Here is a 13,028-nt window from a genome sequence, read left to right as displayed (position 1 = left end):
CTTGTCATCAAACCTGGGCGATCCACTTGCGATGGGTATGGATCGACATCAAAACCCCGAACCCTGACATCAGGGTCACCAGCGAAGTTCCGCCGTAACTAATGAAGGGCAGCGGTACCCCCACCACTGGCAACAACCCACTGACCATACCAATGTTGACGAACACATACACGAAGAAGGTCATGGTGATGCTGCCGGCGAGCAGTTTGCCGAACAGCGTCTGCGCCTGGGCGGTGATCACCAGCCCCCGGTAGATCACCAGCAGGTACAGCACCAGCAGGAGGCTCACCCCGACCATGCCGAACTCTTCACCGAGCACGGCAATGATAAAGTCCGTGTGGCTTTCGGGCAAAAAATCCAGATGGGACTGCGTGCCCAGCAGCCAACCCTTGCCGAACACGCCGCCCGAACCGATGGCGGCCTTGGACTGGATGATGTTCCAGCCGGTGCCCAGCGGATCGCTTTCCGGATCGAGGAAGGTCAGTACGCGCTGTTTCTGGTAGTCGTGCATGACGAAGTACCACATGCCCACGGCGACCGGCACCGCGGCCGACACGGCCATGATGATCCAGCGCCAGCGCAGGCCGCCGACGAACAGGACGAAGGCACCGGAGGCCAGTACCAGCATGGCGGTGCCCAGGTCCGGCTGCTTGAGGATCAGCACGAAGGGCACCACGATCATCGCCAGTGCCACCACGCTGTGCTTGAGGCTCGGCGGCAGGGAGCGCTTGGACAGGTACCAGGCGATGGTCATGGGCATCAGCAGCTTCATGAACTCCGCCGGCTGGAAGCGGATCACCCCGGGGATGTTGATCCAGCGGGTCGCACCCATCGCGTTGTGGCCCATCACGTCCACCACCACCAGCAGCGCCACGCCGATCAGGTAGCACAGCGGCACCCAGCGGGCGAGGAAGCGCGGCTCGAATTGTGCCAGAACGAACATCGCCCCCAGACCCAGGCCGAAGGACGACGCCTGCTTGATCAGCAGGTCCCAGCTCTTGCCGCTGGCCGAGTAGAGGACGAACAGGCCGACCGAACCGAGGGTCAGCAGCAGCAGGAGCAGCAGGCCGTCGACGTGCAGGCGCTGCAGCAGGCTGGAGCGCCGCTTCATCACGTCTTCGTTGGACAGCGTGCGGTCGAAGTTACCGTTCATGGCTTGGACGCCTCCGCCGTGGCCTGGGGCGCATATTCGGGCTTGAGCTTGCCGTTCTCGTCGAGCAGCCAGGCGTCGGTCACGGCCTTGAGTACGGGGGCGGCGACGCCGGAGCCGGACTCGCCGTTCTCCACCATCACCGCCACGGCGATCTGCGGGTTGTCCGCCGGGGCGAAGCCGACGAACAGCGCGTGGTCGCGGTGGCGCTCGAGCAGCTTGGAGCGGTTGTACTTCTCGCCCTGCTTGATCGCGACGACCTGCGCGGTACCGGACTTGCCGGCGATGCGGTAGACCGACGTGGCGCCGACCTTGTGCGCGGTACCGCGGGGCCCGTGGACTACCTGCTGCATGCCGTAGTCCACCAGGTCCCAGTTGTTCGGATCCTTGAGCTTGATGTCCGGCATCGGGTTCTCGTCGAGCGGAGGCTTGCCGTCGATGGTCCTGGCCAGGTGGGGACGGATCCACTTGCCCTTGTTGGCCAGCAACGCGGTCATCTGCGCCAGCTGCAGGGGCGTGGCCTGCATGTAGCCCTGGCCGATACCGAGGATCAGCGTTTCGCCGGGGAACCAGGCCTGCCGGCGCAGGGCGCGCTTCCACTGGCGCGAGGGCATCAGGCCTTCGGCCTCGCCGAACATGTCCAGGGACACGCGCTGGCCGAAGCCGAACTCGCTCATATAGTCGTGCAAACGGTCGATGCCCAGCTTGTGGGCGAGATCGTAGAAGTAGGTGTCGTTGGAGCGCATGATCGCGGTTTCCAGGTTCACCCAACCGTCGCCCGAGCGGTTCCAGTTGCGGTATTTGTGGTCGTAGTTCGGCAACTGGTAGTAGCCGGGGTCGAATACGCGGGTGGAAGGCGTCACCACGCCGGCGTCGAGGCCGGCGATGGCCACGGCGGGTTTCACCGTCGAACCCGGCGGATAGAGACCACGCAGCACGCGGTTGTACAGCGGGCGGTCCTCGGAGTCGCGCAGGGCGGCGTAGTCCTTGAAGCTGATGCCAGTGACGAACAGGTTGGGGTCGTAGCTGGGCTGGCTGACCATCGCCAGCACATCGCCAGTGGACGGCTGGATCGCCACGATGGCGCCGCGACGGCCCGCCAGTGCGGTTTCGGCGGCGGCCTGCAGCTTGCTGTCGATGCTCAGCACGATGTCGCGGCCGGATACCGGCTCGGTGCGCTTGAGCACGCGCAGCACGCGGCCACGGGCGTTGGTCTCGACTTCCTCGTAGCCCACGGTGCCGTGCAGTTCGTTCTCGTAGAACTTCTCCACGCCGGTCTTGCCGATGTGGTGGGTGCCGGAGTAGGCCACCGGGTCGAGTTTCTTCAGCTCCGCCTCGTTGATCCGCCCGACGTAACCGACCGAGTGGGCGAAGTGCTCGCCCAGCGGGTAGTGGCGGACGAACTGCGCGGCCACGTCGACGCCGGGCAGGCGGTACTGGTTCACCGCGATGCGGGCGATCTGCTCTTCCGACAACTCGAACATGATCGGCACCGGCTCGAACGGCCGGCGCCCCTGCTTCATGCGCTTCTCGAAGATGGCCTGGTCTTCCTCGGTGAGGCCGAGGATGTCTACCAGCGCCTTGAGCGTGTCCTTGAGGTTCTCGGTGCGCTCGCGGGTGATGGTCAGGCTGAAGCTGGGGCGGTTGTCGGCGATGATCACCCCGTTGCGGTCGAAGATCAGCCCGCGGTTGGGCGGAATCGGCTGGACGTGGACGCGGTTGTTCTCCGACAGCGTCGAGTGGTAGTCGTACTGCGTCACCTGCAGGTGGTACATGCGCGCCACCAGCACCAGGGCGAGCAGGAAGATCGCCACGCCGCCGACGATAACGCGGGTGCGGACCAGACGGGCGTCCTTCTCGTGGTCCTTGAGCTGTATCGGCTGCGGCATCGAAAACGGCTACGACTACTTGTGGTAGGGGTGCCCGGACAGAACCGTCCAGGCGCGGTAGATCTGCTCGCCGACCAGGATCCGCACCAGCGGGTGCGGCAGGGTCAGCGGCGACAGCGACCAGCGCTGCTCGCTGCGCGCGCAGACCTCCGGCGCCAGGCCTTCCGGCCCGCCGACCATGAGGTTGACGGTGCGCGCGTCCAGGCGCCAGCGGTCGAGTTCCTGCGCCAGCTGGGGGGTGCTCCAGGGCTTGCCTTCGACTTCCAGGGTGACGATGCGTTCCCCCGGCTGGACCTTGCTCAGCATGGCCTCGCCTTCCTGGCGGATCAGCCGCGCCACGTCGGCATTCTTGCCACGCGTGTTCAGCGGGATTTCCACCAGTTCCAGGGACAGCTCCGAGGGCAGGCGCTTGACGTACTCCGCCCAGCCCTCTTCCACCCAGCGCGGCATGCGCGAGCCGACCGCGATCAGACGCAGACGCACGGCAGGCTTACTCGGCGCTGTGGTGAGCGCGGCTCTGCTCGGCGCCCTGCCACAGGCGCTCGAGGTCGTAGAACTGGCGGGTGGCCGGCTGCATGACGTGGACCACGACGTTGGCGAGGTCGATCAGGACCCACTCGCCGCCTTCCTGGCCTTCGCTGCCGATGGGCTTGACGCCCTGTTCCTTGACCTTTTCCAGGACGTTGTCGGCCAGCGACTTGACCTGGCGGCTGGAGGCGCCGGTGGCGATGACCATGACGTCGGTGATGCTGGTCTTCTCGCGCACGTCGATGACGGTGATGTCCTGCGCCTTGAGATCTTCCAGGGCAGCGATGGTCAGTTCGACCAGTTGTTCGGTTTGCATGTATGACTCTCTAGCTTGATCAGTGAGACGCCTGGTACAGGCCGTGCGCCTCGATATAGTTCAATACCGCATCCGGCACCAGGTAGCGCACCGAGCGCCCCTGCGACAGGAGTTGGCGGATCTGGGTGGCGGATACTGCCAGCGGCGTCTGCCAGACGAAGGTGATCTGCCCGGCGGAGCCGGTCATCGCCTTCGGGTCGGCAACACTGCGCGCCGCCAGCAGGTCGCGCAGGTCTTCCGGCGGCTCGCTGTCGGCATCCGGGCGCTGCAGCACGACGATATGACAGTGCTCCAGCAACTCTTCCCAGCGATGCCAGGTCGGCAGGCCGCAGAAAGCGTCCCAGCCGACCAGCAGGAACAACTGGTCCTGCTCATCCAGCTCCCCACGCAGCGACTCCAGGGTGTCGATGGTGTAGGAGGGTTTGTCACGCTTGAACTCGCGGTCGTCGACCGCCAGCGGGGCCACGCCGGCCACCGCCCGCTCGACCATCGCCAGCCGCTGCGCGGCGGACACCTGCGGGGTGTCGCGGTGCGGCGGGCGAGCGTTGGGTATCAGGCGCAATTCGTCGAAGGCAAACTGTTCGGCCATTTCCACCGCGCTGCGCAGGTGGCCGATGTGCACCGGGTCGAAGGTGCCGCCGAACAGGCCGATCCGCCGGGGACGCGCCTTTTTCATCAGGTGCGCACGTGCCCGTCGCCGAACACCACGTATTTCTCGCTGGTCAGGCCTTCCAGGCCGACCGGGCCGCGGGCGTGCAGCTTGTCGGTGGAAATGCCGATCTCCGCGCCCAGGCCGTACTCGAAGCCATCGGCGAAACGGGTCGAAGCGTTGACCATGACCGAGGCCGAGTCCACTTCGGTGAGGAAGCGGCGGGCGTCGGAGAAGTTTTCGGTGATGATCGCGTCGGTGTGCTGCGAGCCGTAGGTGTTGATGTGCTCGATGGCGGCGGCCAGGCCGTCGACGATGCGGATCGACAGGATCGGTGCGTTGTACTCGGTGCGCCAGTCTTCCTCGGTGGCTTCCAGCACGTCGGCGCCCAGCAGCGCGCGGGTGGCGGCATCGCCGCGCAGCTCCACGCCCTTGTCGCGATAGATGGCGGCCAGCGGCGGCAGCACGCGGTCGGCGATGCCGGCGTGGACCAGCAGCGTCTCCATGGCGTTGCACGGCGCGTAACGGTGGGTCTTGGCGTTGTCGGCGACGCGGATCGCCTTGTCCAGGTCGGCGGCGACGTCGATGTAGACGTGGCAGATACCGTCCAGGTGCTTGATCACCGGCACCTTGGCGTCGCGGCTGATGCGCTCGATCAGGCTCTTGCCGCCGCGCGGAACGATCACGTCGACGAACTCGGGCATGGCGATCAGCGCGCCGACGGCGGCGCGGTCGGTGGTTTCCACCACCTGCACGGCGCTCGCCGGCAGGCCGGCGGCGGCCAGGCCGGTCTGGATGCACGCGGCGATCGCCTGGTTGGAGTGGATCGCCTCGGAGCCCCCACGCAGGATGGTGGCGTTACCGGACTTCAGGCACAGGCTGGCGGCGTCGATGGTCACGTTGGGGCGGGACTCGTAGATGATCCCCACCACGCCCAGGGGCACGCGCATCTTGCCGATCTGGATGCCGGACGGCACGTAGCGCATGTCGCGGATCTCACCGATGGGGTCCGGCAGCGAGGCAACCTGGCGCAGGCCTTCGATCATGTCGTCGATGCGCGCCGGGGTCAGGGCCAGGCGGTCGAGCATGGCTGGCTCCAGGCCATTGGCGCGGCCGTTGGCCAAGTCCTTTTCGTTGGCTTCGGTCAACTGGGCGCGGGCGGCGTCCAGGGCGTCGGCAGCGGCCAGCAGGGCTTGGTTCTTCTGCGCGGTCGTGGCGCGCGCGACAACGCGCGACGCTTCACGGGCGGCGCGGCCCAGGCGGCTCATATAGTCGAGAACGGACTCGGTCATGATCTAACGCGTCTGCGTGAGGGAAATGCGCAAGTATAGCGGGAGCAGACCCTCAGCGGCCAGACACAGCAGCCGGCCGGTAGACAGCCCGTCTCACGCCCGCACGGGTAACGCCGTCCATGCGCACGCCCAGGCGCCCGGCGGCGAAACGGTGACACCCGGCCAGCCCTCCGCCCTCCCCGCCCCCCGAAGGTTGGGTAAACAAATTCGTATCCGCTGTTTACTTTGCTCAGGGCCTGCAGTCGTTTTGCATCGGCTTCGCCTGAACGGCGGCAGGCCCTGCTGCGATTTGCCCCCGTGCCTCCATCACACGGTGCCAGGGAAGAACAACAAGAGGCGGCCCACCGCCGGAGAACTGCCATGCGCTATCGCACCGATTACAGCGCCCAGACGCTGACCGCCGCCCCGGCGGTGCTCGACCTGGACGGTTGGCAACTGCATTACCAGGCCTTCTCCTCGCGGGAAGACGATCCACGCCCGCCCGTGCTGCTGCTGGGCGGTGCGTTCCAGAGTTTCCGCTCCTTCGCCAGCGAGGTGTCCGAACTGCTCGCCGGACACCCGGTGATCCTGCTCGACCTGCCCAGCCAGGGCGGCAACCTGCAACTGGCGCCGCAGCTGAGCCTGGAAGACCTGGCCGACCTGATCGCCGCCTTCGCCGAACACCTGCACCTGCCACCGCTGATGCCCATCGGGCTGTCCTACGGCTCCGCGCTGGCGGCGCTGTTCGCCGCGCGCCACCCGGCGCGCTGCGGCCGTCTGCTGCTGGCCGGCATCACCGCCTTCGGCCGCCCCGGCGCTCGTGCGCTGCTGGTGGAAGCCCTGGCGCGCCTGGAACTGGGCGAGCAGACACCTTTCGCCCACGGCGTGCTGACCGGCCTGATCAACCCGTTGCGCCTGGCCGATACCGGCGTGTCCCCGGTGTTCCGCAAGGCCCTGCTGCGCCAACTGCAACGCCTGACCGCGGCGGAGATCGAGCGCTACCGGCAGAACAGCCAGCGCCTGCTGGCCTTCGGCGGCTTCGACCGCCACCCGCAGTGCCCGACCCTGGTGCTGGCCGGCGAATACGACCATTTCACCCAGCCCTGGGAGCACGCCGAGTTTGCCCATGCCTGTGCGGACGCCGAGTTCGCGCTGATCCACAACGCCGACCACCTGGCCCAGTTCGAACGCCGCGACGCCTGCGCCCGGCTGTACAACCCCTTCCTGCGCGGCGAAGCGCTACCGCGCAGCGCCGCCGGCAGCACGCGCTTCCAGCGCCAGCAACTGCTGCACCTGGAACGCCGCTTCGAGCCGCGCCTGGCGCCGGCCGATACACGCGCCGTGCTGCGCAACGCCGAGGGCGGCGAGTGGCGCTGCGAGCTGGCGGAACTGGGGTATTTCGGCGGGCTGATCCGTGTCGAATTGCCGCTTGATCGCCCTGTTCGGGGCTGGAAGCTGGCGGCCGCCGGCCTGCCCGAACTGGATATCCTGCCGCTGCGGCAGACGGCGCAAGGGCTGGCCTTCATCTTCGCCCACGGCGACCCACAGGCCAGCGCGGCGCTGGCGGCGATGGTGGTGCCAATGCAGCAGGGGGCGTGTGCGGCGTGATGGGTACGCCCGTAGGGCGGGCTCCGGCGCTATCGCAATGGTTCGCGAGCAAGCTCGCTCCTACAAGCTCCCGGATGCACCGGAGTCGCTCTTCGTAGGACCGAGGGGGACGCCTAGTCCTTGCTCGCGAACCGCCCAGCCCAGGACCTACACCCGCGCCTCGATCACCCGCACCAGGCTCGGCATCCGCCCCTTGGGCATGCCCAGCCCCGCCCCCTCCACCTGCGGATCGAGCACACCCACCCGGCCGAACCCGCAACCGATGAACGCCTGTTCGATCTCTACGGCACTGCGGTAATGCAGCGGATACCCCCCGCGCGTCAGCCGCCCGATCAAGCCGACGCCCCAGCGGATCTGCCGGTAGCGCGGATGTTCGCGCAGATCGGGATACAGCTCGGTGAGGTAGGTCGCCTCCGGGAATCCCCGCAGGGCCGAAGCCAGCCGGCGCCAGAAGTCCTCGATCACCGGCCGCTGAAAGTAATTCACCAGCCCCTCGGTGATCACCACCACCGGCCGTCCCGGATCGAGCTCGGCGAGCAGGGCCGCGAGGCACTGCTCGCCTTCCCCGGCGAGGATATCCACAGGCCGCACGCGGTGCTTGCCATCCAGCCAGCCGTGCTCCCGGAGCAACGCCGACTTGCGCGCGGCCATCGGCGGCAGGTCGGCTTCGAGGTAGGTGAGCTGTGGATAACGCTGGCGGAAGCGTCGGCCACGGGGCGACAGGCCGCAGGCGATTTCCACCACCTGGGCGACTCCGCGCTGCTCGACGGCCTGGGTCAGCCGGGCATCGATCAGCAAATGGCGCTGCAACAGGAAGTCTTCGATATTCAGGCCGAAGCCGATCCGCGCACCCCAGTTGATCGGCGCCACGCAGCCGTGCACCCAACGCCCGAAGGCCGTGGCGAAAGCCGCCTCGGCCAGATGGTGGCGATACCAGACGTAACCGGTGTAGTGCGCACTGGGGGTGATATGGGCGCTGTCGGCCCGGATCCGTTCAGCCATGTTTAAGAATCTTGTTGTTATGATGCGCCAGCCTAAGACTGGCCCTCCTGGTCCGACAATCCGATGCCTGACGAACCCAACCTAAGTTTGCCCTGGCCCGACGCAATGCCGCTGCCGGACGCCTTCTTCAACCGCGACGCCCTCACCGTCGCCCGCGAGCTGCTGGGCAAGGTGATCCGCCATCGGGTCGGCGACCTCTGGCTGTCGGCGCGGATCATCGAGACCGAAGCCTATTTCCTGGCCGAGAAAGGCAGCCATGCCTCCCTCGGCTACACCGAGAAACGCAAGGCGCTGTTCCTCGATGGCGGACACATCTATATGTACTACGCGCGAGGCGGCGACTCGCTGAACTTCAGCGCCGGCGGCCCCGGCAACGCGGTGCTGATCAAGTCCGGGCACCCCTGGATGGACCGCGTCTCCGGCGACGCCGCCCTGGCCCGCATGCGCCAGTTCAACCCCGCCGCCGACGGCAGCGAGCGCGCCATCGGCAAGCTCTGCGCCGGCCAGACCCTGCTCTGCCGCGCCCTCGGCCTGAAGGTGCCGGACTGGGACGCGCAGCGCTTCGACCCGCAGCGGCTGTTCGTCGACGACCTCGGCGAGACCCCGGCGCAGGTCATCCAGGCCGCGCGCCTGGGGATTCCCCGTGGGCGCGACGAACACCTGCAATACCGCTTCGTCGATGCCTCCTTCGCGCCATTCTGCACACGCAATCCGCTGCGCCGCGGACAGCTCGAAGGACGCGACTACCACCTGCTCGGAACTCAGGACACGCCCCTGCGATGATCGATCTCGCCGCCTTCAACACCTGGATGGCCACCCACCCGCAATGGCTCGCCGGAGTCCTGTTCCTGGTTGCTTTCCTCGAATGCGCCGCCATCATCGGCATCCTCCTGCCCGGGGTGGTGATGCTCTTCGCCATCGCCGTACTGGCCGGCAGCGGCATCCTGGGGCTGGGCGAAACCCTGGCGCTGGCGTTCTTCGGCGGCCTGCTGGGCGACCTGTCGTCCTACTGGATCGGCCGTCACTTCCATCAGGACATCCGGCGCCTGCCGGTACTGCGCCATCGCCCGGAATGGCTGGCCGGCGCCGAAGGCTTCTTCGCCCGCTACGGCGTCGCCAGCCTGCTGGTGGGCCGCTTCATCGGCGCCCTGCGGCCGTTCCTGCCGATGATCGCCGGCATGCTCGACATGCCCTTCGGACGCTTCCTCGCGGTCTCTATCCTCGCCGCCGCCGGCTGGTCCATCGCCTACCTGGTGCCCGGCTGGGCCACCGGCGCGGCCATGCGCCTGCCATTGCCGGAAGGCTTCTGGGGAGAGGCCGGGGTGGTGGCTGCGTGCATCGCGGCGGTCTTCGCCCTGATCATCCACGCCGAGCTGCGCCAGGCACGCAACGCCCCGCTGATCGGCGCCCTCGGCTGCCTTGCGCTGTTGATCGCCATGCTGATCGGCTGGCCGCACCTGGATGCCCTCGACCACGGCCTGATGACTCTGGTGCAGGAGCATCGCCAGGCCTGGCTGAACGAAGTGATGGTGGCCGTCACCCGGGTCGGCGACTTCCGCACCCAGTTCATCGCCGGCGCCCTGCTCGCCTTGCTTCTCGCCGTGCTGCGCCTGTGGCGCCATGCCCTCTTCGCCGCCGGCACGCTGGCTGGCACGGCGCTGCTGAACACCACGCTCAAGCACTTCTTCGGGCGCGCACGACCCGAGGTGATCGCCGACCCGCTGTCCGCCTTCAGCATGCCCAGCGGCCACGCCTCGGCCTCCTTCGCCTTCTTCCTGGTGCTGGGCGTGCTGGCCAGCCGCGAGAAAAGCCCGCGCGTGCGCCTGACCTGGATGCTGCTGGCCGTCATCCCGGCGGCCTTCATCTCCATCTCGCGGGTCTACCTGGGCGCCCACTGGCCCAGCGACATCATCGCCGGCGCGCTGCTCGGCGCCTCGGTGTGCGCCGCCAGCCTGTGGATAAGCCAGCGCCGCGACGAGCTGCCGGCCCTGGCGCCGCGCATCTGGTGGTACCTGCTGCCGAGCGCCCTGGCGCTGCTGGCCATCGCCAGCATCTGGGGCCTGGGCGGCGCTATCCACCGCTACCAGCCCCTGTAGGGCTCAAGCCCAGGGGCGCTCGCGCATCAGCTCCGCGCAGCGCAGTTGGACGAACTCGCGCAGTTGGGTCACCGCCCGGCTGAGCTGGGCGCGGTGGGTGCAGAACAGGTTCATCGGCGTGGCCTCGCCCAGGTAGTCCGCCAGCGCCACTTCCAGCCGGCCGGCGCGCACGTCGGCCGCCACGTCCAGCCAGGACTTGTACACCAGCCCCTGCCCCGCCACGGCCCAGCGCCGCACCACGTCGGCGTCGTCGCAGAGACGGTCGCCGCGCACCGTCACTTCATGCTGCTTGCGATTGTCGCTGAAACGCCAGCGCTCATGGGCGCGCCCGCCCAGCATGTACAGCAGACAGTTGTGCCGTTGCAGCTCGTCCGGGTGCGCCGGCTTGCCGTGGCGGGCGAAGTAGTCCGGTGCGGCGCAAAGCACGCGGCGGTTGTCCGGGGCCAGCGGCAGCGCCACCAGGTTCGAATCGCCCGGCAAGCCGAGGCGGAAGGCCACATCCACCGGCTGCCGGTAGAGATCGGCCTGGCGGTCGCTGATCAGCAGGCGCAGGTTCATCCGCGGATGCAGCACCTGGAACTCGTCGAGCCAGGGTAGCAGCACGTTGCGGCCGAAGTCCGACGGCGCCGAGACCTGGAAGTTGCCGGCGATTTCGCTCTTGCCGCCGGCCAGCAACTGGCGGCCGTCGTCCAGGCTCTGCAGCGCGGCACGCGCGTGGGCCAGGTACAGCTCGCCCTCGGCGGTCAGGCGCAGGCTGCGGGTGGAGCGGGCGAACAGGCGCACGTCCAGCTCGTTTTCCAGGCGCTTGAGCGCCGCGCTGGCCACCGCGGGCGACAGCTCCAGCTCACGGGCGGCGGCGGAAAGGCTGCCGCGCTCGGCGGTGCGGACGAAGATCTGCAGGTCGTCGAATCGCAGCATTTTCAAAAATCCTTTGAAAGAGAGTCTTTCTGCAGACAGTTCCCTTTCGTAGAGAAAAAAACAAGTATTGCAACACACATTGAAGCGCCACAGTTCATGCAGTGTGCAGCCGACATTTACTTACCCAGAGCACGCCCGGAGGATGCCCACTCCATCTCACGATCGAGGAACTCCCAATGAGCCAGCCACTGAGCCTGATCGCCATCCTTCGCGCCCATCCCGGACACGCCGACAGCCTGCAGCAGCACCTGCACGACATGCTCGCACCCTCCAGAGCGGAGCCGGGGTGCTTGCAGTACGACCTCCATCGCGACCGGAAGGATCCTGACCTGATCTACATGTTCGAACGATGGCGCGATGACGCTGCGTTCGCCGACCACGAAGCAAGCTCACATTTCAAGAATTTCCTGAAAGCCGTGGAACCCGACCTCGCGGAGCTCGATATCCGCCTGATGAACCGCATCGACTGAAAGGTACCGCCATGAAAGCCATTGGTTACACCCACAGCCTGCCCAGCAGCGACCCGAACGCCCTGCTCGACATCCAACTGCCGGAGCCAACGCCCGGCCCCCGCGATCTGCTGGTGGAAGTCCGTGCCGTGTCGGTCAACCCAGTGGATACGAAAGTACGCATGCGCGCCCAGCCGGCGGAGGGGCAGCACAAGGTGCTGGGCTGGGACGCCAGCGGCGTGGTTCGCGCCACCGGCAGCGAAGTCAGCCTGTTCAAGCCTGGCGACAAGGTCTGGTACGCCGGCGACCTGACCCGCCCCGGCAGCAATGCCGAACTGCAACTGGTGGACGAGCGTATCGTCGGCGCGATGCCGACCAGCCTGGATTTCGCCCATGCCGCCGCCCTGCCATTGACGACCATTACGGCCTGGGAACTGCTGTTCGACCGTCTGCAGGTGGCCGAAGGCAGCGCCAGCGCCGGGCAGAGCCTGCTGGTCGTCGGCGCCGCCGGCGGTGTCGGCTCGATCCTCACCCAGCTGGCGCGCCAACTCACCGGCATGACCGTGATCGGCACCGCTTCGCGTCCGGAAACCCAGGAGTGGGTACGCAACCTCGGCGCGCACCATGTGATCGATCACCGCAAGCCGCTGAGCGAGGAGCTCAAGCGCATCGGCGTCGGCGAAGTCACCCACGTGGCCAGCCTCAACCAGACCGACGCGCACCTCGCCGAGATCGTCGCCAGCCTGCGCCCGCAGGGCCGCCTGGCGCTGATCGACGATCCGGAGAAGCTGGACGTGCGCCTGCTCAAGCAGAAGAGCCTGTCGCTGCACTGGGAGTTCATGTACACCCGCTCGATGTTCCAGACCGACGACATGATCGAGCAGCACAAGCTGCTGCAGCGCGTGGCCGGGCTGATCGACAGCGGCGTGCTGAAGACCACCCTGGGCGAGCACTTCGGCAGGATCGACGCGGCCAACCTGCGCCGCGCCCATGCGCTGCTGGAAAGCAACACGGCCAAGGGCAAGATCGTGCTGGAAGGGTTCTGACAGCGGGTCGCTGATCCGGCCTGTTCGCGAGCAAACTCGCCACTACGAAGAGCAGCAACTCGGCACGCCCTTGTAGGAGCGAGCTTGCTCGCGACCCCCGCCCGGC

Annotated in this window: 13 protein-coding genes; 5 read left to right on the top strand and 8 right to left on the bottom strand. The window is 67.4% G+C overall.

The window, feature by feature from the left end; all coding sequences use genetic code 11:
* Window positions 1-7 precede the first annotated feature (7 nt).
* Genes rodA through H681_RS03300 form a run of 6 tightly spaced genes read right to left on the bottom strand, consistent with a single transcriptional unit; the run spans window position 8 to window position 5,824 of the window.
* Window positions 8-1,111: a rod shape-determining protein RodA gene (gene rodA, locus H681_RS03325; RefSeq protein ID WP_086009589.1), complete on the bottom strand. Its 1,104-nt coding sequence runs from the start codon at window positions 1,109-1,111 to the stop codon at window positions 8-10.
* Window positions 1,112-1,149: 38 nt separating this feature from the next.
* Window positions 1,150-3,039 (bottom strand): penicillin-binding protein 2, encoded by a 1,890-nt coding sequence (gene mrdA, locus H681_RS03320; RefSeq protein WP_015475415.1) that lies wholly within the window; start codon window positions 3,037-3,039, stop codon window positions 1,150-1,152.
* A 15-nt stretch (window positions 3,040-3,054) separates the two neighbouring features.
* Window positions 3,055-3,522, bottom strand: coding sequence for a 23S rRNA (pseudouridine(1915)-N(3))-methyltransferase RlmH (rlmH, locus tag H681_RS03315; protein ID WP_015475414.1), 468 nt, complete (start codon window positions 3,520-3,522; stop codon window positions 3,055-3,057).
* A 7-nt stretch (window positions 3,523-3,529) separates the two neighbouring features.
* Window positions 3,530-3,883, bottom strand: coding sequence for a ribosome silencing factor (gene rsfS, locus H681_RS03310; RefSeq protein WP_015475413.1), 354 nt, complete (start codon window positions 3,881-3,883; stop codon window positions 3,530-3,532).
* A 19-nt stretch (window positions 3,884-3,902) separates the two neighbouring features.
* Window positions 3,903-4,559, bottom strand: coding sequence for a nicotinate-nucleotide adenylyltransferase (gene nadD / locus H681_RS03305; RefSeq protein ID WP_015475412.1), 657 nt, complete (start codon window positions 4,557-4,559; stop codon window positions 3,903-3,905).
* Window positions 4,559-5,824: a glutamate-5-semialdehyde dehydrogenase gene (locus H681_RS03300; protein ID WP_015475411.1), complete on the bottom strand. Its 1,266-nt coding sequence runs from the start codon at window positions 5,822-5,824 to the stop codon at window positions 4,559-4,561. The genes nadD and H681_RS03300 overlap by 1 nt, the downstream gene beginning before the upstream one ends.
* A gap of 360 nt (window positions 5,825-6,184) precedes the next feature.
* Here H681_RS03300 and H681_RS03295 point away from each other — a divergent pair, with 360 nt between their 5' ends.
* Entirely contained in the window at window positions 6,185-7,411 is a 1,227-nt protein-coding gene (locus H681_RS03295; RefSeq protein WP_015475410.1) for an alpha/beta fold hydrolase, read from the top strand.
* Between the two features lie 147 nt (window positions 7,412-7,558).
* Here the strand turns inward: H681_RS03295 and H681_RS03290 are convergent, their stop codons facing one another.
* On the bottom strand, window positions 7,559-8,413 hold the full coding sequence (locus tag H681_RS03290) for a class I SAM-dependent methyltransferase (protein ID WP_015475409.1): 855 nt from the start codon (window positions 8,411-8,413) through the stop codon (window positions 7,559-7,561).
* Between the two features lie 63 nt (window positions 8,414-8,476).
* Here H681_RS03290 and H681_RS03285 point away from each other — a divergent pair, with 63 nt between their 5' ends.
* On the top strand, window positions 8,477-9,196 hold the full coding sequence (locus H681_RS03285) for a DNA-3-methyladenine glycosylase (protein ID WP_041711702.1): 720 nt from the start codon (window positions 8,477-8,479) through the stop codon (window positions 9,194-9,196).
* The gene (locus H681_RS03280; protein ID WP_015475407.1) at window positions 9,193-10,509 is read left to right on the top strand and encodes a bifunctional DedA family/phosphatase PAP2 family protein; all 1,317 of its coding nucleotides are present in this window, start codon (window positions 9,193-9,195) and stop codon (window positions 10,507-10,509) included. The genes H681_RS03285 and H681_RS03280 overlap by 4 nt, the downstream gene beginning before the upstream one ends.
* 3 nt (window positions 10,510-10,512) lie before the next feature.
* Here H681_RS03280 and H681_RS03275 read toward each other — a convergent pair whose 3' ends face one another.
* On the bottom strand, window positions 10,513-11,427 hold the full coding sequence (locus tag H681_RS03275) for a LysR family transcriptional regulator (protein WP_015475406.1): 915 nt from the start codon (window positions 11,425-11,427) through the stop codon (window positions 10,513-10,515).
* Window positions 11,428-11,603: 176 nt separating this feature from the next.
* Here H681_RS03275 and H681_RS03270 point away from each other — a divergent pair, with 176 nt between their 5' ends.
* Window positions 11,604-11,897 (top strand): putative quinol monooxygenase, encoded by a 294-nt coding sequence (locus H681_RS03270; RefSeq protein ID WP_015475405.1) that lies wholly within the window; start codon window positions 11,604-11,606, stop codon window positions 11,895-11,897.
* Window positions 11,898-11,908: 11 nt separating this feature from the next.
* Window positions 11,909-12,922, top strand: a complete 1,014-nt coding sequence (locus H681_RS03265; RefSeq protein WP_015475404.1) for a zinc-binding alcohol dehydrogenase family protein — start codon at window positions 11,909-11,911, stop codon at window positions 12,920-12,922.
* Window positions 12,923-13,028 lie beyond the last annotated feature (106 nt).

Source organism: Pseudomonas sp. ATCC 13867 (assembly GCF_000349845.1).
Classification (GTDB): domain Bacteria; phylum Pseudomonadota; class Gammaproteobacteria; order Pseudomonadales; family Pseudomonadaceae; genus Pseudomonas.
This window is presented reverse-complemented; position numbering and strand designations above follow the sequence as displayed.

Bases quoted from the DNA above. Each gene is read 5' to 3' on its own strand.
- H681_RS03265 (WP_015475404.1), top strand. From the start codon at position 11,909: ATGAAAGCCATTGGTTACACCCACAGCCTGCCCAGCAGCGACCCGAAC.
- H681_RS03290 (WP_015475409.1), bottom strand. From the start codon at position 8,413: ATGGCTGAACGGATCCGGGCCGACAGCGCCCATATCACCCCCAGTGCG.
- H681_RS03275 (WP_015475406.1), bottom strand. From the start codon at position 11,427: ATGCTGCGATTCGACGACCTGCAGATCTTCGTCCGCACCGCCGAGCGC.
- H681_RS03295 (WP_015475410.1), top strand. From the start codon at position 6,185: ATGCGCTATCGCACCGATTACAGCGCCCAGACGCTGACCGCCGCCCCG.
- nadD (WP_015475412.1), bottom strand. From the start codon at position 4,559: ATGAAAAAGGCGCGTCCCCGGCGGATCGGCCTGTTCGGCGGCACCTTC.
- rodA (WP_086009589.1), bottom strand. From the start codon at position 1,111: ATGAAGCGGCGCTCCAGCCTGCTGCAGCGCCTGCACGTCGACGGCCTG.
- rsfS (WP_015475413.1), bottom strand. From the start codon at position 3,883: ATGCAAACCGAACAACTGGTCGAACTGACCATCGCTGCCCTGGAAGAT.
- H681_RS03280 (WP_015475407.1), top strand. From the start codon at position 9,193: ATGATCGATCTCGCCGCCTTCAACACCTGGATGGCCACCCACCCGCAA.
- mrdA (WP_015475415.1), bottom strand. From the start codon at position 3,039: ATGCCGCAGCCGATACAGCTCAAGGACCACGAGAAGGACGCCCGTCTG.
- H681_RS03270 (WP_015475405.1), top strand. From the start codon at position 11,604: ATGAGCCAGCCACTGAGCCTGATCGCCATCCTTCGCGCCCATCCCGGA.
- H681_RS03285 (WP_041711702.1), top strand. From the start codon at position 8,477: ATGCCTGACGAACCCAACCTAAGTTTGCCCTGGCCCGACGCAATGCCG.
- H681_RS03300 (WP_015475411.1), bottom strand. From the start codon at position 5,824: ATGACCGAGTCCGTTCTCGACTATATGAGCCGCCTGGGCCGCGCCGCC.